Annotated in this window: 22 protein-coding genes, 3 tRNA genes and 1 rRNA gene; 17 read left to right on the forward strand and 9 right to left on the reverse strand. The window is 24.6% G+C overall.

The genetic code is table 11. The annotated features are described in order from the left end of the window. The first annotated feature begins 51 nt into the window (after nt 1-51). Together flhB and flhA are read left to right on the forward strand one after the other, a co-directional pair. Nucleotides 52-1,203, forward strand: a complete 1,152-nt coding sequence (flhB, locus tag ACOI1G_RS02180; RefSeq protein ID WP_422667176.1) for a flagellar biosynthesis protein FlhB — start codon at nt 52-54, stop codon at nt 1,201-1,203. Then, complete coding sequence (flhA, locus tag ACOI1G_RS02185) at nt 1,196-3,292, forward strand: flagellar biosynthesis protein FlhA (RefSeq protein WP_422667177.1); 2,097 nt, start codon at nt 1,196-1,198, stop codon at nt 3,290-3,292. Before flhB ends, flhA begins: the two co-directional genes overlap by 8 nt. Before the next feature lie 137 nt (nt 3,293-3,429). Here the strand turns inward: flhA and argS are convergent, their stop codons facing one another. Beyond that, nucleotides 3,430-5,172 (reverse strand): arginine--tRNA ligase, encoded by a 1,743-nt coding sequence (argS, locus tag ACOI1G_RS02190; protein ID WP_422667178.1) that lies wholly within the window; start codon nt 5,170-5,172, stop codon nt 3,430-3,432. Nucleotides 5,173-5,518: 346 nt separating this feature from the next. Between argS and ACOI1G_RS02195 the strand changes: the two genes are divergently transcribed. From ACOI1G_RS02195 to ACOI1G_RS02205, 3 genes are all read left to right on the forward strand, one after another. After that, nucleotides 5,519-7,067 (forward strand): 16S ribosomal RNA (locus ACOI1G_RS02195). 53 nt (nt 7,068-7,120) lie between these two features. Next, nucleotides 7,121-7,197, forward strand: a tRNA-Ile gene (locus ACOI1G_RS02200). Nucleotides 7,198-7,214: 17 nt separating this feature from the next. Continuing rightward, nucleotides 7,215-7,287 (forward strand) — tRNA-Ala (locus ACOI1G_RS02205). A 2-nt stretch (nt 7,288-7,289) separates the two neighbouring features. Here the strand turns inward: ACOI1G_RS02205 and gloB are convergent. Together gloB and rnhA are read right to left on the reverse strand one after the other, a co-directional pair. Next, a complete protein-coding gene (gene gloB / locus ACOI1G_RS02210; protein WP_422667597.1) occupies nt 7,290-8,048 on the reverse strand; it encodes a hydroxyacylglutathione hydrolase in 759 nt (252 codons plus the stop codon). A gap of 25 nt (nt 8,049-8,073) precedes the next feature. Beyond that, nucleotides 8,074-8,547: a ribonuclease HI gene (rnhA, locus tag ACOI1G_RS02215; protein WP_422667179.1), complete on the reverse strand. Its 474-nt coding sequence runs from the start codon at nt 8,545-8,547 to the stop codon at nt 8,074-8,076. Nucleotides 8,548-8,597: 50 nt separating this feature from the next. Between rnhA and dnaQ the strand changes: the two genes are divergently transcribed. From dnaQ to ACOI1G_RS02235, 4 genes are all read left to right on the forward strand, one after another. After that, complete coding sequence (gene dnaQ, locus ACOI1G_RS02220; RefSeq protein ID WP_422667180.1) at nt 8,598-9,302, forward strand: DNA polymerase III subunit epsilon; 705 nt, start codon at nt 8,598-8,600, stop codon at nt 9,300-9,302. A 75-nt stretch (nt 9,303-9,377) separates the two neighbouring features. After that, a tRNA-Asp gene (locus ACOI1G_RS02225) sits at nt 9,378-9,451 on the forward strand. Nucleotides 9,452-9,608: 157 nt separating this feature from the next. Further along, nucleotides 9,609-10,082, forward strand: coding sequence for a xanthine phosphoribosyltransferase (gpt, locus tag ACOI1G_RS02230; RefSeq protein ID WP_422667181.1), 474 nt, complete (start codon nt 9,609-9,611; stop codon nt 10,080-10,082). A gap of 146 nt (nt 10,083-10,228) precedes the next feature. Beyond that, nucleotides 10,229-10,840: a nucleotide exchange factor GrpE gene (locus tag ACOI1G_RS02235; RefSeq protein ID WP_422667182.1), complete on the forward strand. Its 612-nt coding sequence runs from the start codon at nt 10,229-10,231 to the stop codon at nt 10,838-10,840. Nucleotides 10,841-10,892: 52 nt separating this feature from the next. Here ACOI1G_RS02235 and ACOI1G_RS02240 read toward each other — a convergent pair whose 3' ends face one another. Further along, nucleotides 10,893-11,192, reverse strand: coding sequence for an RnfH family protein (locus ACOI1G_RS02240; protein ID WP_422667598.1), 300 nt, complete (start codon nt 11,190-11,192; stop codon nt 10,893-10,895). 42 nt (nt 11,193-11,234) lie between these two features. Between ACOI1G_RS02240 and smpB the strand changes: the two genes are divergently transcribed. Together smpB and tadA are read left to right on the forward strand one after the other, a co-directional pair. After that, nucleotides 11,235-11,714, forward strand: a complete 480-nt coding sequence (smpB, locus tag ACOI1G_RS02245; RefSeq protein WP_422667599.1) for an SsrA-binding protein SmpB — start codon at nt 11,235-11,237, stop codon at nt 11,712-11,714. Between the two features lie 21 nt (nt 11,715-11,735). Then, nucleotides 11,736-12,215, forward strand: a complete 480-nt coding sequence (gene tadA / locus ACOI1G_RS02250) for a tRNA adenosine(34) deaminase TadA (protein ID WP_422667183.1) — start codon at nt 11,736-11,738, stop codon at nt 12,213-12,215. Here the strand turns inward: tadA and acpS are convergent. The 5 genes from acpS to lepA all read right to left on the reverse strand — a co-directional run bounded on the left by acpS (nt 12,199) and on the right by lepA (nt 17,031). Continuing rightward, a complete protein-coding gene (gene acpS / locus ACOI1G_RS02255; RefSeq protein ID WP_422667184.1) occupies nt 12,199-12,579 on the reverse strand; it encodes a holo-ACP synthase in 381 nt (126 codons plus the stop codon). The genes tadA and acpS overlap by 17 nt on opposite strands. A gap of 41 nt (nt 12,580-12,620) precedes the next feature. Next, nucleotides 12,621-13,472, reverse strand: a complete 852-nt coding sequence (gene era / locus ACOI1G_RS02260) for a GTPase Era (protein ID WP_422667185.1) — start codon at nt 13,470-13,472, stop codon at nt 12,621-12,623. Beyond that, nucleotides 13,469-14,149 carry a ribonuclease III gene (gene rnc, locus ACOI1G_RS02265; RefSeq protein ID WP_422667186.1) on the reverse strand — a complete coding sequence of 227 codons (681 nt, stop codon included), beginning with the start codon at nt 14,147-14,149 and terminating at the stop codon, nt 13,469-13,471. The genes era and rnc overlap by 4 nt, the downstream gene beginning before the upstream one ends. A gap of 116 nt (nt 14,150-14,265) precedes the next feature. After that, a complete protein-coding gene (lepB, locus tag ACOI1G_RS02270; RefSeq protein ID WP_422667187.1) occupies nt 14,266-15,219 on the reverse strand; it encodes a signal peptidase I in 954 nt (317 codons plus the stop codon). An 18-nt stretch (nt 15,220-15,237) separates the two neighbouring features. Beyond that, nucleotides 15,238-17,031: a translation elongation factor 4 gene (gene lepA / locus ACOI1G_RS02275; RefSeq protein ID WP_422667188.1), complete on the reverse strand. Its 1,794-nt coding sequence runs from the start codon at nt 17,029-17,031 to the stop codon at nt 15,238-15,240. A 183-nt stretch (nt 17,032-17,214) separates the two neighbouring features. Here lepA and mnmA point away from each other — a divergent pair, with 183 nt between their 5' ends. From mnmA to ACOI1G_RS02305, 6 genes are all read left to right on the forward strand, one after another. Beyond that, entirely contained in the window at nt 17,215-18,327 is a 1,113-nt protein-coding gene (gene mnmA, locus ACOI1G_RS02280) for a tRNA 2-thiouridine(34) synthase MnmA (RefSeq protein WP_422667600.1), read from the forward strand. Between the two features lie 520 nt (nt 18,328-18,847). Then, nucleotides 18,848-20,227 carry an adenylosuccinate lyase gene (purB, locus tag ACOI1G_RS02285; RefSeq protein ID WP_422667189.1) on the forward strand — a complete coding sequence of 460 codons (1,380 nt, stop codon included), beginning with the start codon at nt 18,848-18,850 and terminating at the stop codon, nt 20,225-20,227. A 52-nt stretch (nt 20,228-20,279) separates the two neighbouring features. After that, nucleotides 20,280-20,873, forward strand: a complete 594-nt coding sequence (locus ACOI1G_RS02290; RefSeq protein WP_422667190.1) for a transglycosylase SLT domain-containing protein — start codon at nt 20,280-20,282, stop codon at nt 20,871-20,873. Between the two features lie 94 nt (nt 20,874-20,967). Further along, complete coding sequence (locus ACOI1G_RS02295) at nt 20,968-21,750, forward strand: enoyl-ACP reductase FabI (protein WP_422667191.1); 783 nt, start codon at nt 20,968-20,970, stop codon at nt 21,748-21,750. Between the two features lie 136 nt (nt 21,751-21,886). Further along, nucleotides 21,887-23,821: an exoribonuclease II gene (gene rnb, locus ACOI1G_RS02300; RefSeq protein WP_422667192.1), complete on the forward strand. Its 1,935-nt coding sequence runs from the start codon at nt 21,887-21,889 to the stop codon at nt 23,819-23,821. A gap of 203 nt (nt 23,822-24,024) precedes the next feature. Continuing rightward, on the forward strand, nt 24,025-24,672 hold the full coding sequence (locus ACOI1G_RS02305; RefSeq protein ID WP_422667193.1) for a YchE family NAAT transporter: 648 nt from the start codon (nt 24,025-24,027) through the stop codon (nt 24,670-24,672). The last annotated feature ends 16 nt before the right edge of the window (nt 24,673-24,688 follow it).

A 24,688-nucleotide genomic window follows, 5' to 3' on the forward strand; every position in this document is an offset into this window, starting at 1 on the left:
GAGAGAAGTTTAATATATTTTAAAAATAAATAATTATTAGATAGATTTAACATGAATAATAATACACATGAAGAAAAAACAGAGCATCCAACTGAACATCATATTAAAAAATTTCAAAAAAAGGGACAAACTAAATATTCTCGGGAATTAAATGCTTTATTAATTTTATTTTTTAGTTTTATAAATTTATGGTGGTATAAAGAAAAATTTTTTTTTCAATTTAATCGCATTTTATTAAATGGATTATCTTTTAATTCTAAAATTATTACAGATCAACAAGATATTTTATTAGGAATTTTATTGTCTGTAAAAGAAATAATAATTTCTTTTTTTCCTTTTTTACTATGTTTATTATTAATAATTTTATTTCCACCGATCTTTTTTAGTGGTATAAAATTTAATTTTCGTTCTTTAAAATTTAATTTAAATAAAATTAATCCATTTCTAGGTATAAAAAGAATATTTTCTGTTCAAATTATCATGGAAATGTTTAAGAATATATTAAAATTATTATTCATTGTTAGTATTATTTGTATATATTCATGGATATGTTTTTCAAAAGTATTAATGTTAATTGTAGAAAATCCTAAATATGCATTATTAGATGGATTAAATATAACTTCTAAGTGTTGTTTGTTAGTGATATTAGGATTAATTCCTATTGTTATTTTAGATGTAGCATGGAAGGAATTTAATTATTATAAAAAATTAAAAATGACTCGTCAAGAAAGAAAAGAGGAATATAAAGAAACTGAAGGAAATCCTAATATTAAAATGCGTATTCGTCAACAAATGAGAATAATAGCACGCAGAAGAATGATGTTAGATGTTCCTCATTCTGATGTTGTGATTACTAATCCTATACATTATGCAATTGCATTAAAATATGATGAAACGTGCATGAAAGCTCCTAAAGTTATAGCTAAAGGTGAGGGTTTAATTGCTCTTAATATAAAAAAAATAGCAATTTCTCATCATATTGCTATTATTTCTTCCCCATCTTTAGCTCGTTCTTTATATCGTTATGGTGAAATAGGGCAATATATTCCTGGTCCTCTTTATAAAGCAGTAGCAGAAGTTTTAGCATGGGTTTGGAAAATTCGGAAATGGAAAAAAGATGGTGGTAGTATTCCTAAAAAACCTAATAATATACAAGTTCCATCAGAATTAAATTTTACAGGAAAAAGAAAAAATAATGTTTAATTTTTCTAATTTTTTTAGAATCATAAAAAGTTTAAATATTTTTAAATGGCAAATATTAGCAGGACCAATACTTATTCTAATTATTCTTTCAATGATGGTTTTACCATTATCATCTTTTATATTAGATATATTTTTTACTTTTAATATTGCATTATCAATAATGATATTACTTGTTTCTATGTTTACTCGTCATACTTTAGATTTTGCTTCTTTTCCAACTATTTTACTTTTTTCAACATTATTACGTTTAGCTTTAAATGTTGCTTCTACACGTGTTATTTTTTTATATGGTCATATTGGAACAAGTGCTGCAGGAAGGGTGATTGAATCATTTGGTCATTTTTTAGTGGGTGGAAATTTTGCTATTGGAATAGTAGTATTCATCATTTTAGTTATAATTAACTTTATGGTTATTACGAAAGGTGCAAGTAGAATCGCAGAAGTAGGAGCAAGATTTATATTAGATGCAATGCCAGGTAAACAAATGGCGATTGATGCTGATTTAAATGCTGGTTTAATTGGTGAAGAAAAAGCAAAAAAACGCCGTGCTAAAATTTCACAAGAAGCTGATTTTTATGGAGCTATGGATGGTGCTAGTAAATTTGTTCGCGGAGATTCAATTGCAGGAATATTAATTATGGTATTAAATATATTCGGCGGATTAGTTATTGGTGTATTTCAACATGATATGTTATTAAATAAAGCAGCTGAAGTTTATACGTTATTAACTATTGGAGATGGTTTAGTAGCTCAGATTCCTGCTTTAGTTATTTCTACTGCTGCTGGTGTTATTGTTACACGGGTAAGTGCTAATAAAAATGTAGGTGAACAAATGATTAGTCAATTATTTTGTAATCCTGAAGTGATTTTATTAAGCGGAGTAGTATTAGGAATATTAGGATTAGTACCAGGTATGCCGAATATAATTTTTTTAATTTTTACTATTTCATTGTTTTTTATTTCCTGGAAATTATATCTACAAAAAAATAATGTTATTAAAGATATATCCTTATTAAAATCAAAAAATAAGGCGATACAAAATTCTTTTTCAGAAGAAGCTTCTTGGAGTGATGTTTCACTAGAAGATCCAATTAGAATAGAAATAGGATATAGTTTAATACCTATGGTAGACGTAAACAAAAATGGAGATTTATTACATAGAATTCGCATAATGAGAAAAAAAAATGCTCAAGAAATTGGTTTTCTTCCACCTTTAGTACATATTAAAAATAACATCAATTTATATAAATCAACTTATCGTATTTTAATTAAAGGTGTAGAAGTAGGTAAAAGTGAATGTTTTTATGATAAGCTCATGGCTATTAATTCTGGAAGAGAAACAGAATCGTTACCTTTTAAAACAGTACATGAGCCTGCATTCGGTTTATCTGGATATTGGATTGATAAATCATTTAAACAAGAAGCTCAAAAAAAAGGTTATTCAGTAATAGAATCTAGCTCTATGATTGCAACACATTTGCATTTTTTAATTACTAGACATATCAATGAGCTATTTGGTCGTCAAGAAGCTCAACAGTTATTAGATCATGTGGAAAAAAAAATACCAAAATTAACTGAAGATTTAATTCCTAATATCATAAGTTTAACTGTTTTACATAAAGTTCTAAAAAATTTGTTATTAGAGAATGTTTCTATACGCGATATGCGAACTATTTTAGAAACTTTATCTGAACATGGAGTATCGCAAAAAGATCCTAATGAATTAACTAGTATTGTTCGTATTGCACTTGGAAAAGTTATTGTTCAAACATTATTTCCTGATAATAATGTTCTTACAATTATTGGTTTAGATATCAATTTAGAAAATTTATTATTAAAAAGTTTAGAAGGTGGATCTAATACTATTGAACCAAATTTAGCTAATAATTTATTAATTCAAACTCAAGATGCTATTAAAAAACAAATATCTTTAGGATATCCTACTGTATTAATAGTTACTCATTCTCTTAGATTTTTTTTATCTAGTTTTTTACGGCAAAGTTTTCCAGAATTAAGTGTATTATCACAATTTGAAATTTTAACGGTAAAAAATATTAAAATGACAAGTGTAATTGGTTATACAGAATAATAGAAATATGCTTGGTGTTATTTAAGAATACAGATCAGTGTAATTATAAATATTTATAAATTATTTTTTTTATTGATTTTTAATAATATATATTTATAAAGTTTAATAACTTAAATAATTATATTAATAATCGAAGTTTACATTTTTTCTACTGTTTTTATTCCAAGCATATTTAATCCTTTTTTTATTATTTTTGCAGTTAAAAAAGAAAGTTTTAATCTACTTTTACAAATTTTTATTTTTTTAGGAAATAAAATAGAACAATTTTCATAAAAATTAGAAAAATTAGTAGATACTTTATAAAGATATTCACATAGAATATGCGGTGTTCCTTTTTTTGCAACTAAATAAATAATTTCTTCAAATTCTAATAATAATAAAGCTAAATTAATTTCACATTCTTCTATTAAAAGAATATTATTTTTAATTTTAGAAATAGAAATGTGAGATTTTTTAAAAATAGACATGATTCTTGTATATGCATACTGTATATAAGGAGCGGTATTACCTTCAAAACTAAGCATTTTATCCCAATTAAATATATAATCAGTATTTCTATTTTTAGATAAATCAGCATATTTAATTGCACTAATACCAATAATTCGAGCTAATTGTATACGTTTTTTTTTAGATGATTTAAATTTTTTTTCATTAATTATTTTATTTGCTCTTTCTATAGATTCATCTAGCAATTCATTTAGTTTAATTGTATTTCCATCACGAGTTTTAAAAGGTTTTTTATCTTTATTTAGCATCATTCCAAACATATGATGTTCTAATATTATGCTATTTGGGATATAATTTGCTTTTTTTGCAATAGTCCATACTTGTATTAAATGTTGATGTTGTCTAGAATCAGTATAATATATAATGCGATGGGCATTAAAAATTTCATATCTGTATTTTAAACAGGCAATATCAATAGTTGAGTATAAAAATCCTTTATCTTTTTTTTGAATAATTACACCCATAGATTCTCCTAATCTATTTTTAAATTCTTTTAAAAATACAATAATTGCTCCATTTTTTTCGATAGCAATTTTTTTACTTTTTAAATCTTGAATAATATTTGGAAGCATATCATTATATAAACTTTCTCCCATAATATGTGTTTCATTTAACGTTACATTTAATTTTTTATATATTTCATTGTTATGTGTCATTGTAATAAATACTATCTTTTTCCATATGGAATAGTAAATAGGATCTTTATTTTGTAATTTAACAACATATTTTCTTGATTTTTCTGCAAATAATTGGTCTTCATCATATTTTTTTTTAGCTTTGGAATAATATTTATCCAATTGAAACAAAGAAATATTATTATTGTTTAGTTTTTCAATTAATTTTTTATTTTTTAGATAGGCAATTAACATACCAAATTGTGTTCCCCAGTCACCAATATGATTTGCTCTAATTACATTATGACCTAAAAAACTTAATATTCTAGCTATAACATCTCCAATAATTGTAGATCTTAAGTGTCCTACATGCATTTCTTTAGCTATATTTGGAGAAGAATAATCTATAACAATGTTTTGTTTATTAATATCATATGGTACTCCTAATCGAATTGATTTAAGCATTTTATTTAATTGTTCAGATAACCAGGAAAGGTTAAGAAAAAGATTAATAAATCCTGGTTCGGAAAATGTTATTTTTTCATACATTTTTTTATTATTAATATTAGATATAATTTTTTTGCTGATTTGAAATGGTGTAATTTTTAATATTTTAGAAAGTTTTATTAAATTATTTATCTGATAATGTCCATATTCTAATTTTTTACTTAATTTAACTAATGGATCATAATGCTGAATATCTATAATTTTATTTAATGCATGTGTAATATCTTTTTTTATAATGCTTTTAATATACATTGTAATCGCTTTATTTTTGAGGTTTTATAAGAATTGTTGAAAAATAAATTTATTTCTTTACAATAATTTATTATTTAGTTTAAAACAATATTTTATTTTTTTCATATTTAAAAATAATATGATTAGACACTGAATTTATTATTTAGTTTTATTTAAAATTTAAAATTATTTTTATAAAAAGGTTGACAAGATAATAAAAAAAATGTAATCTCTTATAAAGTTTCAAATTAAAACGCTCTTTAACAAAATATTAGATAATCTGTGTGGGCACAGAAAATTAAGTACAAAACGTCTTTTTATTGATTTAAAATATTAAAGAAGATTTTTTCTTTAATACTAGCTTTATAAATTGAAGAGTTTGATCATGGCTCAGATTGAACGCTGGCGGCAAGCCTAACACATGCAAGTCGAGCGGCATCGAAAGAAAGCTTGCTTTCTTGTCGGCGAGCGGCAAACGGGTGAGTAATATCTGGGGATCTACCCAAAAGAGGGGGATAACTACTAGAAATGGTAGCTAATACCGCATAATGTTGATAAACCAAAGTGGGGGACCTTTTATAGACCTCATGCTTTTGGATGAACCCAGACGAGATTAGCTAGTTGGTAGGATAATAGCCTACCAAGGCAACGATCTCTAGCTGGTCTGAGAGGATAACCAGCCACACTGGAACTGAGACACGGTCCAGACTCCTACGGGAGGCAGCAGTGGGGAATATTGCACAATGGGCGAAAGCCTGATGCAGCTATGCCGCGTGTATGAAGAAGGCCTTAGGGTTGTAAAGTACTTTCAGCGGGGAGGAAAAAAATAAAACTAATAATTTTATTTCGTGACGTTACCCGCAAAAGAAGCACCGGCTAACTCCGTGCCAGCAGCCGCGGTAATACGGAGGGTGCGAGCGTTAATCGGAATAACTGGGCGTAAAGGGCATGCAGGCGGGTCATTAAGTTAGGTGTGAAATCCCCGGGCTCAACCTGGGAACTGCACTTAAAACTGGTGGTCTGGAGTATTGTAGAGGAAGGTAGAATTCCACGTGTAGCGGTGAAATGCGTAGAGATGTGGAGGAATACCGGTGGCGAAGGCGGCCTTCTGGACAAATACTGACGCTGAGATGCGAAAGCGTGGGGAGCAAACAGGATTAGATACCCTGGTAGTCCACGCTGTAAACGATGTCGATTTGGAGTTTGGTGGCATGACTGCTGGGCTTCGAAGCTAACGCGTTAAATCGACCGCCTGGGGAGTACGGCCGCAAGGTTAAAACTCAAATGAATTGACGGGGGCCCGCACAAGCGGTGGAGCATGTGGTTTAATTCGATGCAACGCGAAAAACCTTACCTGGTCTTGACATCCACAAAATTTTTTAGAAATAAAGAAGTGCCTTCGGGAATTGTGAGACAGGTGCTGCATGGCTGTCGTCAGCTCGTGTTGTGAAATGTTGGGTTAAGTCCCGCAACGAGCGCAACCCTTATCCCCTGTTGCCAGCGGTTCGGCCGGGAACTCAGAGGAGACTGCCGGTTATAAACCGGAGGAAGGTGGGGACGACGTCAAGTCATCATGGCCCTTACGACCAGGGCTACACACGTGCTACAATGGTTTATACAAAGAGAAGCAACTCTGCAAAGACAAGCAAACCTCACAAAGTAAATCGTAGTCCGGACTGGAGTCTGCAACTCGACTCCACGAAGTCGGAATCGCTAGTAATCGTGGATCAGAATGCCACGGTGAATACGTTCCCGGGCCTTGTACACACCGCCCGTCACACCATGGGAGTGGGTTGCAAAAGAAGCAGGTATCCTAACCCATTTATGGGAAGTCGCCTACCACTTTGTGATTCATGACTGGGGTGAAGTCGTAACAAGGTAACCGTAGGGGAACCTGCGGTTGGATCACCTCCTTAAAAAAATATACTTTTTTGAAAGTGCCCACACAAATTATCTAATATATTTAAACAGGCTTGTAGCTCAGATGGTTAGAGCGCACCCCTGATAAGGGTGAGGTCGGTGGTTCAAATCCACTCAGGCCTACCATAATAAAGATAATATTAGGGGCTATAGCTCAGCTGGTAGAGCGCCTGCCTTGCACGCAGGAGGTCAGCGGTTCGATACCGCTTAGCTCCAAATTATTTTTTAAATAAATTTTTTTTTAATCTTAATGCAACAAATGTTTTAAAACTATTAGATTTATCTGAAATTCCAATAGATTTTTTTAAAATTGTTTCATGAGTTCTTAAAAATAAATTAATTTTTCTTTCATATAATAATAATGTAGGTAAAGTTGATTTTTTTGTTTTTATTTTTTTTTTAACTAATATATAATATTTTTTTATTTCTATATCATCAGGAACAATAGAAATTGAAAAAATTAAATTAGATAAAGTATATTCATGAGAACAACATAATAAAGTGTTATTTGGTAAAGATAAAATTTTTTTAATAGAATTATACATTTCTATATATTGATTATTATCTACATAACCACATCCACCAGAAAAAATAACATCTCCACAAAAAATATATGGGTTACTATAGTAAGATACATGACCATATGTATGTCCTGGCGTAAACAATACAATAAATTTTCTATATAATAATTTTATAACCATTCCCTCATAAACGATTATATCAATTGGAATATGATTTATTTCCGATGGGCCATAAATTATAATTTCAGGATATTTTTTTTTTATTTTTTCAACACCATTAATATGATCTTTATGTTTATGCGTCAATAAAATAGCTATTGGAGTCCATTTTTCTTTTATTATTGTTTTAATAACATCATTTGATGTACCAGGATCTATTATTACACATTCTTTATAAATATTATATATAATCCATATATAGTTATCATTTAATATAGATATTTTTTTTAACATAATTGCATTCCTAAATAAAAATAAAATATTAAAAATATTTCATTTTTTCATAATAGATATCAATTATTTTTGGATTTTTTGCAGATTGACGGGCCATTTGATCACATTTTTCATTTTCTATATGACCTGTATGTGCTTTTATCCAAAACCAATTAATAGTGTGATATTGAATAATTGTATATAGTCGTATCCATAAATCAACATTTTTTACAGGTTTTTTTTTAGATGTTTTCCAATTTTGTTTTTTCCATAATAATATCCAAGATGTGATTCCTTTTTGTACATATTTACTATCTGTGGTAATATCTACTATACATGGTTTTTTAAGAGATTCTAGTCCTACTATTACACCCATTAATTCCATTCTATTGTTTGTTGTATAAATAAAACCTGTACTCATTTTTTTTTCATATGATTGATATTGTAAAATGATACCATATCCTCCTGGACCAGGATTTCCTAGACATGATCCATCAGTGAATATTTTTATTAATTTTGACATTATTAAACTTCTTATAAAAATTATTTAAATTATAGTGAATTAATTTAATTATGATTAGTAATAAAAGAATAGTAGTTTTAGATACTGAAACTACAGGTATAAATCATACCAGTATTCCACATAAAAATCATCGAATTATTGAAATAGGTGCTGTTGAAATTCTTAATCGACGTTTTACGGGTAATAATTTTCATGTTTATATTCAACCTAATAGAAATATAGATGATGCAGCATTCAAAATACATGGTATTAGTAATGATTTTTTATTAAAAAAACCTATTTTTAAAGATATAGCAAAAAAATTTTTACAGTATATTACTAATTCTGAATTAATTATTCATAATGCTCCTTTTGATATTGGTTTTATAGAACAGGAATTTGATTTTTTAAATTTAAATATTAAAAAAATATCTTATTATTGTTCTATTGTTGATACATTAAAAATGGCTCGAATGTTATTTCCTGGTAAAAAAAATACGTTAGATGCTTTATGTTCCCGTTATAAAATTAATATTTCTCACAGAAATTTACACAGTGCCATCATTGATGCAAAACTTTTAGGTAAATTATACCTTTTAATGACTGGTGGTCAAGAATCAATGTTTTCTACTAATAAAATTGATTCTCAGTATTTTCATGTTGAAAATAAAATCATTAGAAATTGTAAAACAAAATTAAAAATTATATATGCAACAAACCAAGAAATAGAAGAACATGAAAAGTATATTAAAAAAATAAAAAAAATATCTGAATAAAAATAAATTTTTTCAATTAATTGAAAAAGATGATTGACTGATTTTTTTAAAATATGTACAATAATAAGATAATAAGGTGCGGTAGTTCAGTCGGTTAGAATACCGGCCTGTCACGCCGGGGGTCGCGGGTTCAAATCCCGTCCGCACCGAAAAAATATTAAATAATAAATTATATTAATAAATTAAATACTTTTTAAGTATTATTCATTAAAAATTATTTTTTTAATTTAAAAATATATAGCAGTATAAAATTATTTCCACTTTTTTTAATAAATACTATTTTTGATAGTTTCGGAATATCTTTATATGAGTGAGAAATATATTGTCACATGGGATATGCTTCAAATAAATACTCGAAAATTAGCTGTTCGATTATTAAAAATAAAATCTTGGAATAATATTATTGCAGTTAGTCGTGGTGGATTAGTTCCTTCTGCATTATTAGCACGGGAGCTTAATATTAGATATGTAGATACTGTTTGTATTTCAAGTTATAATGATAATTTTTTAAAAAAAAATAGAAAAATACTGAAACAATCTAATATTAATAGTGAAGATACTATTGTTATAGATGATCTAGTTGATACTGGTGGAACAGCAAAAATTATTAGAAAATTATATCCTAAAGCATATTTTGTAACTATTTTTGCTAAACCTATGGGTCGTCCATTTGTTGATGATTATATTATAGATATTTCTCAAAATATATGGATTGAACAACCATGGGATATGTCAATATCTTATATTTCTCCTCTTATTAAAAGTCATAAAATCAAATAAAATATTAATTAAAAAATAGTTATACAACTGAAGAAAAAATTTTAGTTTTATAATGTTTTTAATATATAATTTTTATTATATAATCATATTAGATAAAAAAATATTTTCTTTTTATAAAATTAATAAAGTAAAAAAAGGAGTATTTTATGACCAGTATAGAAGAAAATAATATAGATCAAGAATTATTTAGCAATATTAATAATGAAATTAATGATATTAAAAATAAAGAAAAAAAGGATGATAATACTAATAAAGATACTAATTATTTAATTAAAAAAAATTTATTATATTTTTTAGAAGATCAATTTAAAGCATATCACTCAAAGATATTGGAAGATCAAATAAATTTTGAACAAGAAAAAATTAAACTGAAAAATAGATTAAAACAAGATATTGAAAAAAATAAAAAATATTGTTTAGAAAAAATACTTATTTTTTTGATTTCAGTAAACGATAATATTGAAAGAGCATTAAATTTATTAGAAAATAAAAAAAAAGAAAAAAATTATATTTTAATTATTCAGAATTTAATAAATATTTTAAAAAAATTAAAAATTATATTTAAGGAACATTATGTTAAAAAAATAAATGATGTAAATGTATTATTTGATCCATTAATTCATGAAGCCATGTCTATTCATTATAATGATGATATTCCATCTAATCAAGTCATTGAGATTATTCAAACCGGTTATATTTTACATAATTGCCGTTTATTACGACCTGCAATGGCAATTGTATCACAAAAAAAAAATTAAAATAGTATCTATTAAATAGTATTAAAAATTTAATACTATTTAATATAAAAAATTATCGTTTATTTAAAATAGTATTTTTTAAATAAAAATTTTTACGTCTTCTTTCTTTTGGGTCAATTATTAAAGATCGATAAATTTCAATACGATCTCCATTTTTTATCAAATATTTAAGATTTACTATTTTATTATAAATTCCCACTTTATTTTTATATAAATTAATATCTTCAAAAATAGTTAAAATATGAGATTTTTTAATTGCATCTTGAACAGTAGCGCCTAATCTGATATTGACTGGATATATAAATTGATGATTACTTAAAGCATATACTACTATTACTTGAATTTTTTTTATCATATTAATTATTCCATAATAATTAATTTTTTTTTGGATAGAATAAACAATGTTAAAAAAAAAAATATTTCTATAAAATTATCTAAAATTTTTATTAATAAAAAAGCATATCATAATTATTTTATAGAAGAAAAATTTTGTGCTGGTATTGTATTAGAAGGATGGGAAGTTAAATCAATTCGATCAAAAAAAATTAATTTTTCTAATAGTTATATCATTTATCAGAAACATGAAATGTATCTTATTAATTCAAATATTCAACCTTTACCCATATCTTCAAATAATATGTTTTGTGATCCAATTCGAAAAAGAAAATTACTTTTAAATACTCATGAAATAGATAGTTTATCTCATAAAATTAAAAATATTGGATATACTTTAGTCACATTATCATTATTTTGGAAACGGTCTTGGTGTAAATTAGAAATAGGTCTTGCAAAAGGAAAAACATTACGAGATAAAAGAATGGATTTAAAAAAAAATGAATGGAATAAAGAAAAACTCAGAATTTTAAAAAAATAGGATGATTATTATATAATAACTATGATTAGCAATCTAGATCAAAAGTGGATGATATTAGCTTTAAAGTATGCATCTTATGCTAAAAAATTAGGTGAAATCCCCATTGGAGCTGTATTAGTATTAGAAGAAAAAATTATTGGTATAGGTTGGAATAGTTCTATAATATACAATGATCCCACTGCTCATGCTGAAATTATAGCTTTTCGTCAAGCAGGTCAATATTTAAAAAATTATAGATTTATTAATGCTACATTATATGTCACTTTAGAACCATGTATAATGTGTTGTGGAGCAATTATACATAGTCGTATTAGTCGTTTAGTTTTTGGTGCTGATTATAAAAAATTTTATAATAGATGTTCATTAAAAAATATTTTTATAAATTCAAAAAAAGATTATAAATTAAGTATTATTAAAAATGTTATGCAAGATGAATGTTCTCATATTTTAAGTAATTTTTTTCATGAAAAGAGAAAAAATAAAATTATTCTTCTAAAATAACAATAGAATAAACATATTTTTTTTCATCTGTAATACTGATATGTATAAAATTACATTTTATTTTTTTTAATTGTATTAAAGCGTTATTAAAAAAACGTATTTTTGGTTTTCCATATTGATCATGGTATAATTCTATTTGATTAAACTTTATTCCTGAACATATTCCTGTTCCTAGTGCTTTCGATGCTGCTTCTTTTATAGAAAATCTTTTAGCAAGAAAATTAATGTGATTATTGCTGATAATATATTGTTGCCATTCATATTTTGATAAAATACGTTTTGCAAATTTTTCTTTATAATTCAAGATAATTTTTTGTATACGAATAATATCAATAATATCTATTCCTATTCCTATAATTGTCATAATTATTATATTAATGATTAGTATTTAATATTTTTAGTATTTTAATTTTGTTCTTTTACCCATAAAAATAAGTGTATTTTTTTTTGAAATATCTTTGCTATTTGATGTCTTGCTAAAATATTACATTTTTTAATTTTTTCTCCATTAAAGCCTATAATAATTTTTTTTTGTCTAGTATTGTATACATAAATTGTTGCTTTAACATATATTTCTTCTTTTTTATTTTTTTCTAAAGAATCAGTTTTTACTTTAACTATTGCTGGTAATTCATCTCCTAAAAATAATATCAATTTTTCACGTATAATTTCAGAGATTGTAAAAAATTGTGAATTAGTAGTAATTGTATTATGAGAAAATTCGTGTAATTTTTCAGGTAAATAAGTTTTAATAATATTATTTAATAAGAATATATTTTCATTTTTTTTTATAGATATAGGTATGATCTCAGTTGAATTAATTTTATTTTTTAAAAAATTAATATGTGACAACAAAATATTTTTATTAGATAATTTATCAATTTTATTAATACAAATAATAATTGGGATATTAATTTTATTAATATAATTTGCAATAATTTGATCATTTTCCGTCCAAATATCACGGTCTAACATAAAAATAATTAATGTTGATTGAGGTATTATTTTATAATAAGATTTATATATTTTAAATATATGATTATTTTTTCGATTATTATTGACTCCTGGTGTATCTATATAAATAGATTGATATAGATTATCTGTTTTAATACCAATTATATTATTTTGTGTTGTGTTTTTTTTATGAGATGTAATAGAAATTTTTTGTCCAATCATTGTATTTAACAAGGTAGATTTACCTACGTTAGATTTTCCTACAATTGAAATATATCCACAGTATTGTTTTTCTTTTTTCATTCTATTTCCAATTGAATTAATGCTTTTTGTGCGGCATCTTGTTCTGCTTTTCTTCTGCTTGCACCAGTACCAACAAAATAACCTGAAATTGTACTAATCATACAATGTATAGTAAATAATTGATTATGTGCTTCACCGTATACTGCAACAATTAAATATGATGGTAAAGAAAGATGTTTTGATTGCAAATATTCTTGAAGTCTTGTTTTAGGATCTTTTTGTTTATCACCCGGACTAATGATTTTTAAACGTTTTTCATACCATTGCAATATTAATTTTTCAACAGTATTAATATTGCTATCTAAATAAATACTTCCAATTAATGCTTCTACAGTATTAGCTAGAATAGATTCACGGCGAAATCCTCCACTATTTAATTCTCCTTGTCCTAATTGCAAATATTCTCCTAAATTAAATTCAGAAGCAATTTCTGCGAGGGTATTACCTCGTACTAATGTAGCTCTCATACGACTCATATCACCTTCATTAATATTTGGAAAATAATTATATAGAGCACTAGCAATAACAAAACTTAAAATAGAATCACCTAAAAATTCTAATCTTTCATTGTGTTGACTACTAGCGCTACGATGTGTTAATGCTTGTCGTAAAAGATATTTATGATTAAAGGTATATCCTAATATTTTTTGTATTTTTTTTATTATGATATAGTTCATTTTAGACCAATTTCAATAATATTTTAATTCATTTTTACATATAAAAAGAAAAAATTCAGGATATATTTATAACTTATTAGAAATAAGATAAATTATATCTTTTTATATTTTAATTATTAATTTATATTACCAATTCTATTCAGACGGAAACCAATAGGCCATTCATTTTCTTTTTTCTTTAAACTCATCCAGATTTTTGTAGCTTTTCCTAATAAGTTTTTATTTGGTACAAAACCCCAATAACGGCTATCTGAGCTATTATCACGATTATCACCCATTACAAAATATTCGTTTTCTGGCACTATCCATGTAAATTTCTTAATACCTGGTTGCTGGAAATAATTTTCTATAGGTTGTTTAAGATAATCTAATAATAAAATATTATGTTTCGCATTATCAATATTTTCTTCTACTATATTAAAATACATAGAATTATATTCTATTTGTTCTTTTTTATTATTATTATTTTTTTTATTAATGTCTTGATTATCTATAGAAAAATATAATTTTTGAATAAAATTACTTGGTTTTTTATCTGAATAATTAATGTATAGTTTTTCTTTATTATGATTATGATTTATGTAATTTTTATAGATAATTATATTTTTATTTTTAATGTTATATTCTATTTTATCTCCAGGCAATCCAATTATACGTTTAATATAATTTAAATGAGATTGTATAGGATGTTTAAAAACAACAATATCACCACGTTTGGGATCATTCAAATGGATTAATGAGGTTTGAGTAATAGGTTCTTTAATATCATAAGAAAATTTTTTAACTAAAATAAAATCACCTATTAAAAGAGTAGGCATCATAGAACCAGATGGAATTTGAAATGGTTCATAGACGAATGAACGAATTGTAAAAACTATGAAAAATATAGGAAAAAATGAAGAAAAAGAACGTAATAGTTGTGATTCTTTTTTTATTGTATGTTTTTCATTATTTTTTATTATTTTTGTATTGTAAATATATTTTGTAATAAATTTAATACGATAAAAAATCCATACAATTCCAGTTAATAATGTACTAATGAATAAAAAAATAGTAAATATATTAGACATTTTCATTACCTTAATATGTTATTTTTTATTGATATTTAAAAGAGAGAAAAATGCTTTTTTAGGAATATTAATATTACCGATTTTTTTCATTCTTTTTTTCCCATCTTTTTGTTTTTGTAATAATTTTTTCTTTCTACTAATATCACCTCCATAGCATTTTGAAAGTACATTTTTTCTTAGTTGCTTGATAGTCGATCTTGCAATAACAGTATTACCAATAATAGCTTGAATAATAATATTAAATTGATGTCTAGGTATTAATATTTTCATTTTTTCTACTATTTCGCGTGCTCGAAAGTGAGCATTGTTATAATGAGATAAAATTGTTAATGCATCTATCTTTTCTGAATTAATTAATATATTTACACATACTATATTTGAAGATTGAAATGTTTTAAAATTATATTCTAAAGATGCATAACCTTTAGAGACAGATTTTAATTCATCAAAAAATTTTAAAACTACTTCATTCATTGGAATATGGTATATTAAAGATACCTGATTTGTATGATAAATCATATTAATTTGTAATCCTCTTTTTTTTGTACATAATTTAATTATTGATCCTAAAAATTGAGAGGGTAACAAAATAGTACATTCAGCAATAGGTTCTTGAATATTTTTAATCATATTTGTATGAGGAAAATTAGTAGCATTATCTAAATATATAATTTTTCCGTCATTTAGTTCAATACGATAAATTACTGTAGGTATAGTAGATATTAAATCAATAGAATATTCTCTTTCTAACCTTTCTTGAATAATTTCCATATGAAGTAATCCTAAAAATCCACATCGAAATCCAAATCCAAGTGCGGTAGAATTTTCTGGTTCAAAAAATAATGAAGAATCATTTAAGCTAAGTTTTTCTAATGCATCTCTAAATTTTTCATATTGATTGGATGATATAGGATATAAGCCAGCGTAAATTTGTGGTTTTATTTTTTTAAATCCAATTAATGCATGATTTGCAGGATGATTCTCTTTAGTTAAAGTATCTCCTACAGGTGCTGCTGCGATGTTTTTAATTCCACAGATAATCCATCCGACTTCGCCACATTTTAACTGTTCTCGATCTATTTTTTTTGGTGTAAATATTCCTATTTTTTCAACAATATAATTTTTTTTAGTACTCATGACTTGAATTTTGTCTTTTTTACATAAAGTTCCATTTTTAATTCTGATTAATGATACAATACCTAGATAGTTATCAAACCACGAGTCAATAATAATTGCTTGTAAAGCTGCGTTACAATCTCCTGTAGGAGAAGGTATATCTGAGATAATACGATTGATTAAATCTTCAATACCTTGTCCAGTTTTAGCCGAACATCTTACTGCATTTAGTGCAGATATCCCTATAATATCTTCAATCTCTCTTGCTACACGTTCTGGATTAGCATTAGGTAAATCTATTTTATTTAAAACAGGAATAACTTCTACATTCATTTCCATAGCAGTATAACAATTAGCTAACGTTTGCGCTTCCACGCCTTGACTAGAATCAACAATTAGTAATGCTCCTTCGCAAGCTGTTAAGGATCGTGATACTTCGTAAGAAAAATTAACATGACCAGGTGTATCAATAAAATTTAAATGAAATATATTACCTGTTTTTGTTTTATAATCAATCATTACGCTTTGTGCTTTAATCGTAATTCCTCTTTCTTTTTCTAAATCCATTGAATCTAATACTTGATGAGACATTTCTCTTTCAGATAAACCTCCACATATTTGAATTAAACGATCAGATAAAGTAGATTTACCATGATCAATGTGAGCAATAATAGAAAAATTTCTTATATTCTTCATATTTTTTGTTCCATAAAGATTTATTTTTTATATTTTAGCATTCAGAAAAACGTTAATTTTAATTTATAACATTATAAAATCATTATTTTGAGTTGATGAAAATATGTTGATATAATTTTTTATTTATTATCTTTAATACACTATAATATAAAAATATTTTTAAAATATTAAGATTAATTTATGATAATAACAAAAAAAAGAAAAAAAGTAATTGTAGCAATGTCCGGAGGTGTAGATTCATCAGTTTCTGCATGGTTATTAAAGAAAAAAAAATACCAAGTAGAAGGTTTATTTATGAAAAATTGGGAAGAAGATGATACAGAAAAATACTGTAATTCTAAACAAGATTTAGATGATACCATATTAGTATGTAAGAAATTAAATATTCATCTTCATAAGATCAATTTTTCTGCAGAATATTGGGATTTAGTGTTTAAAAATTTTTTAAATGAATATAAGAAAGGTAATACACCTAATCCTGATATATTGTGTAATAAAGAAATTAAATTTAAAATTTTTTTTGATTATTGTATAACAGAATTAAAAGCAGATTATATTGCTACAGGACATTATGCTCGAATAAAAAAAATAAATCAAAAATTTATACTTTTAAAAGGTTTAGATATTAGTAAAGATCAAAGTTATTTTTTATATACTTTAAATGAAAATAAATTAAAAAGAATTTTATTTCCTATTGGATATTTAAAGAAAGTTCAAGTTAGGAAAATTGCGCAAAAAATATTTTTAAATGTAGCATATAAAAAAGATTCTACTGGTATTTGTTTTATTGGACCAAGAAAAATGAAATCTTTTCTTAATCTATATATCTCTAAAAAAAAAGGTAATATTACTGATGTTTCTGGAAAAATAATGGGTACTCATGATGGTATTTTTTATTATACTTTAGGTCAACGAAAAGGATTAGGCATTGGTGGAATATATGGTAAAAATAATGATCCGTGGTATGTAGTAGAAAAAAAAATAGAAACTAATACTTTAATTGTAGAACAAGGATTGCATAATGAATATTTACTTTCTATAGGTGTAATTGTAAATAATATAAATTGGGTTAACACAAAAAAAATATATTTTCCATTTTATTGTTCTATTAAAACTAGATATAGTCAAAAAGATATATTTTGCATAGTAGAAAATATCGATTTTTCTTCCATAAAAGTATTATTTGTAAAACCTTCTTTGGCCATTACACCTGGACAATCTGCTGTATTTTATATATCAAAAATATGTATAGGTGGTGGTATTATTAATTCTAGATTACCATTATTAAAAATATAATTAATATGATACATTAACATTGTAATAAAAAACAGGATACATGATCAAAAAAAACAGATTTTATTATATTATTATTTACAGATATTTATTAATCATCTTATTTCATTTTATCATTAATAAAAATCAGTAATTATGATAATAATTTTTTTTAAAAATATATTATAGGTATTTATGGTAACAATAAAAAATTACAATTTTTAATAGAATACTATTAATAATATAATTTTTTATTTTTTTATATATAGTAATATAAATAATAAAATATATTTTCGATGTAGTCATATTCAAAAAAATTAAATTATTTCTAATATATCAAAAAAAAGATATTAGAAATTAATGGTTATTATACAAAATAAAATTATTAAAATTTATATTATGCAAAGATATTAATTCTATTTTTAAAAAAATCACTATTTCGATTTTCAGTAATATTAATATTTTTAGATGTAATATAATCCATAAATTTTATCATATAATTGATAAATTAAAAAATATTTAATTTTTATTAGGAATATAAAATATGAAATTAACTTCTCTTCATGCTATTTCACCTATAGATGGTCGATATCAAAAATCTACTGAGTCATTAAAAAATATTTTTAGCGAATTTAGTTTTTTAAAATATCGTCTAAATGTAGAAATTCAATGGTTTAAAAAGATTATTAGTTTATCAAAAAAATTAAATATCAAATCTATAAATAAAGAGGAAAATATTTTTCTTGATAATATACTCTCTAACTTTAATGAAAAAGATGCGATATTAATTAAAAATATAGAAAAAAAAACAAATCATGATGTGAAAGCTATAGAATATTTTTTAAAAGAAAAAATTTCTACATCTAAAGTATTGTTTTTAATTTCAGAATTTATACATTTTTCATGTACTTCTGATGATATTAATAATATAGCATATGCTTTAATGATTAAAGATGCACGTGAAAAAATAATTTTACCTTTATGGTACCAAATTATCTGTATTTTAAAAAGTATGATGTGTAAATATCAAAATATTCCTATGCTTTCATTAACTCATGGTCAACCGGCAACACCTTCAACTATGGGTAAAGAAATTGCTATTTTTTATTATCGAATACAGCGTCAATATAAAAAGTTAAAAAAAATAGAAATATTAGGTAAAATAAATGGTACTACTGGAAATTATAATGCTCATTTATCAGCATATCCTTTAATTGATTGGCATAAAATTAGTGAAGAATTTATTACATCTCTTGGAATTATGTGGAATCCTTATACTACACAAATTGAACCTCATGATTATATAGCGGAATTATTTAATTGTATTTCTTTATTTAATACAATATTAATTAATTTTAATCGTGATTTTTGGGGTTATATATCTTTAGATTATTTTAAACAAAAATTAGTCGAAGAAGAAGTAGGTTCATCTATTATGCCTCATAAAATTAATCCTATTGATTTTGAAAAATCTGAAGGAAATTTAGGTTTATCTAATGCTTTAATGAATTATATGATTCATAAACTTCCTATTTCACGTTGGCAAAGAGATTTAAGTGATTCTACAGTTTTGCGCAATATAGGGGTTTCTATTGCATACGCAATAATTGGATATAATTCTTTATTATTAGGATTAAGTAAATTAGAAATTAATCAGTCAGAATTATCAAGAAAATTAAATGAAAATTGGTCTATTTTATCTGAACCAATTCAAACAGTAATGCGCCGTTATGGTATTAAAAATGCTTATGAAAAAGTGAAAAAGTTAGTAAGAGGAAAAAAAATAAATAGAACTATAATACATAATTTTATTAACGAATTAAATATCCCTATAGAAGAAAGAGAGCGTTTAAAATGTATTACACCTTTAAATTATATTGGAGGAGCAAGTCAAATAGTTAATTCTTTAATACGAAAAAATTAAATTTGATTTTTATGATATAGTAATATTAATATTTAAAAAAAAGGATTATTTAATGATATTAAGTATTTTAATTTTTATATTTATCTTTTTAACTGGATTTAATGGTGTTTTTTATGAACATCATCTTGATAAAACACATCATATTTTAAATAAAAAAACTTTATATAATTCTTGTAAACCATGGGATAATTTAATTAAAGTTTTTTCTGATAAGTATAATATTGATAAAACTTTAGTCAAATCAATTATCTATGTAGAATCTACAGGTAATACATATGCTAAAAGTAAATCTAATGCTATTGGATTAATGCAAATTAAACCATTTTCTGCGGGTTTAGAAGTATATCGTTTTTTACATAAAAAAGGTCATCCCTCAATTAAACAATTATATAATCCAAAGATAAATATTAGTATTGGTACTGCTTATATTAGTTTATTGCAAAAAAAAATGTTATATGGTATTCAAAATAAAGATATTCTTAGATATTCTACAATTTTATCATATGTTAATGGAAATAAAGCTTTATTAAATATTTTTTCTTTAAATAAAAAGAAAGCAATATCTATAATTAATAATATGACGAAAAAAGAATTTTGTATTTATATAAAAAAAAACATCCATCAAAACAAGCTATACATTATTTAGAAAAAGTAATGTTTATTTATCATATCTTAAAAAATAAATAAAATATTTTTAAAAGCATTTATAATAAAGATAAATATATATTTTGAGAAGAAAAATGAAATTATTAAAAGGAAAAAAAATTTTAATTACTGGAATAACAAATGAAAGATCTATAGCTTGGGGGATAGCAAAAATTTTATATAAAGAAGGAGCGGAATTAGGTTGTATTGTTCAAAATAAAAAAATTAGAAAAAAAATTAAATATTTTATAGAAGAAATCAAACCTAATATGTTATTAATTTGTGATGTTTCTAATGATCAAAGTATTAAAAAATTATTTATAGATGTTAATTGTATATGGAAAAATTTTGATGGATTAGTTCATTCTATTGCTTATTGTCCTAAAGAGCAGTTATCCCAAGATATTTTTAACAATATAACTCGATCAGCATTTAATACTACTCATGAAATTAGTTCATATAGTTTTTTAGCTATGATAAAAGAATGTAGACACATGTTAAATAAAAATTCTTCTTTAGTTACTTTATCTTATATTGGTTCTCAAAAAGTTATTTCTCATTATCATTTGATGGGTTTAGCTAAAGCTTCTTTAGAGTCTAATGTACGTTATCTAGCCAGTATTTTAGGTGAAAAATGTATTAGAGTGAATGCTATTTCATCGGGTCCTATTAAAACTACTTCTTCTTATATAATTAAAGATTTTAATAAATTTAAAAAATATTGTGAATCATTTTATTTTATCAAAAAAGATATTACTAGTTTAGAAATAGGAAATGTTACTGCTTTTTTATCTTCTGATTTATCTAATGGAATTACTGGTTCAATTATTTATGTTGATCATGGTTTTCATGCTAGTAGAATAAATAGTTTTTTATAATTTTTTTATTGTAATTGTTATTCGGATTTTTAATCAAATTTCCCTATGCTAATTTGTAAATAAGTTATATATTTAAACAATAATTAAATTTATCAAATTATTATTTATTTTTCTACTGTGAGAATTAGGCTCTATTATGTTTCAAAATAACCCATTACTTGTACAATTAAAAAAAAAATTACATATTAAAACTCCACGAGTGGAAGGAATTGTTAAAAATACGGAAAGAGGATTTGGATTTTTAGAAGTTGATATGCAAAAAAGCTATTTTATTCCTCCTAAAAATATGAAAAAAGTAATGCATGGAGATCGTATATTAGCAAAATTAAAAATTGAAAAAGAACGAGAAATAGTTGAACCTGAAAAACTTATTGAACCTTTTTTAAGACGATTTGTAGGAAAAGTGGAAGTAAAAGAAAATAAATTATTTATTATTCCAGATTATCCTCTTCTTAAAGATTATATTATATGTAGTCCGAATAAAAAATGTATAGATAATTTTAAATCAGGAGATTGGGCTGTAGCAAATTTAATTAAACATAAGCTAAAAGGAGATCCAATATTTTATGCAGAATTAATTAATAAAATCACAGAAAAAAATAACTTTATGATACCATGGTTAGTGACATTATCACGTCATAATCTTGAAAATAAACAACCATCTTTAAAAGATAATGATATTTTTTTTCAAAAAGACCATAGAGTGGATTTAACAGATTTAGATTTTATTACTATAGATAATAAAAATACAAAAGATATTGATGATGCTCTTTTTATTAATCAAGACAATAATGGAAATTTTTGTTTAACTATCGCTATAGCTGATCCTACATCTTATATTATGACAGGAAGTAGATTAGATATAATTGCTTCTAAAAGAATGTTTACAAATTATTTACCAGGATTTAATATTCCAATGTTACCTCGATCTTTATCAGAAGATCTTTGTTCATTAAATCCTAATCAAAAACGACCAGTATTAGCATGTACAGCAATTATTTTTCAAGATGGTAGCATATCAAAAAATTCCAAATTTTTTTTAGGATGGATTAAATCTAAAGCTCAGTTATCATATGATAATGTATCTGATTGGATTGAAAAAAAAGGAACATGGAAACCTCAAAATAAATCTATTGAAAAACAAATATTACTATTACATGATTTATGTTTATTAAGAATAAAATGGAGAAAATTAAATGCAATATTATTTCAGGACAATTTAGAATATCGGTTTGATCTTTCAGAAAAAGGTGAAGTATTAAATATTTTAGTAGAAAAAAGACGTATTGCTCATAAAATTATTGAAGAATCTATGATTATAGCTAATGTATCTGGTGCTCAATTATTATCTAAAAATCTTGGTTTTGGAATATATAATATTCATACAGGTTTTGATATGATTAATGCAGAACATGTAGCGTCATTTTTATCAAATTATCAACTGTCTTTTAAAGCTAAAGACATTATGACACTAAAAGGATTTTGTAGATTAAGATATGTTTTAAATATTTTATCTAATACATATATTAACAATCGAATTCGTCGTTTTCAATCTTTTGCAGATTTTAGTCTTACTCCTGGACCACATTTTGCATTGGGTTTTGATGTTTATGCAACTTGGACGTCTCCTATTCGAAAATATAGTGATATGATTAATCATCGTTTATTAAAATCGATTATACAGAAAAAAGAAGCTATAAAACCAAATGAAGAAATTAAATTAAAAATTATTGAACAAAGACGTCGTAATAGAATAGCTGAAAGAGATATATCAGATTGGTTATATGTTCTTTTTTTACAAAGAAAAGAAAATAGAGATAGCGTTTTTAATGCTGAAATAATAGATATTTCCAGAAGTGGTATTCGAGGACGATTAATAGAAAATGGTGCTTGTGTTTTTATTCCTGGAATATTTTTACATCCAATTCGCGAAGAATTAATTTTTAATCCAGATAAAGGAATAGTCTTAATTAATGGATCGATACATTATCAGGTATCCGATGTTATTTCAGTTAAATTATATGATATTCGTTTAGAAAATCGCAATATTATTGCAAAACCCAATTTTTAATATATATGATAATTAAAAATTTTTATTATAAAAAAACTATTAAATTAATTAAATATTATTTCATGAAATTTTATAAAGACTAATGCCATATTGGTATAAAAGACAGTAGTAATATAAGAAAATAGTGTAATATGAGTATTATACTTTTTTTAAAAAACATTTTATAACATATTATAAAAATTAATATTAGTTAGGAGTATAATATGAATATTTCAATTTTTGATTTATCTATATATATAAAATTTTTTGTAAGTTTATGTGCTTTAGTAAATCCAATTGGAATGATTCCTATATTTACAAGCATGACCCATCATCAAACAACTGAAGAAAAAATTAAAACCAATTTAGTTGCAAATTTTTCAGCAGCATTAATTTTATTAATATCACTTTTTTTTGGAAATTCTATTTTAAATTTTTTTGGTATTTCTGTAAATTCATTTCGTATTGCTGGAGGTATATTAATTCTTAGTATTGCTTTTTCGATGATCAATGGTTCTTTTAAAAATCAAATAAAATCAAAAAAAAATAGTAATGAAGATAAAAAAAAAGAAAATATTAGTGTTGTTCCTTTAGCAATGCCTTTAATTGCTGGTCCAGGAGCTATTAGTTCTACTATTACATGGAGTATAAATCATTCTACTTGGATTAATTTAATAGGATGTAGTGTAGTTATTACATTTTTTTCTTTTTTTTGTTGGTCATGTTTTCGAGCGGCTCCATGTGCAGTAAAAATTTTAGGTAAAACAGGTATTAATATTATTACGCGTATTATGGGGCTTCTATTAATGTCTTTAGGAATAGAATTTATTAGTATTGGTATTAAATCTATTGTTTCTAGTTTTTTAGGATAATGTCTTATTTAAGATA

This window comes from Buchnera aphidicola (Pterocomma populeum) (assembly GCF_049314985.1).
Classification (GTDB): Bacteria; Pseudomonadota; Gammaproteobacteria; order Enterobacterales; family Enterobacteriaceae; genus Buchnera; species Buchnera aphidicola_BQ.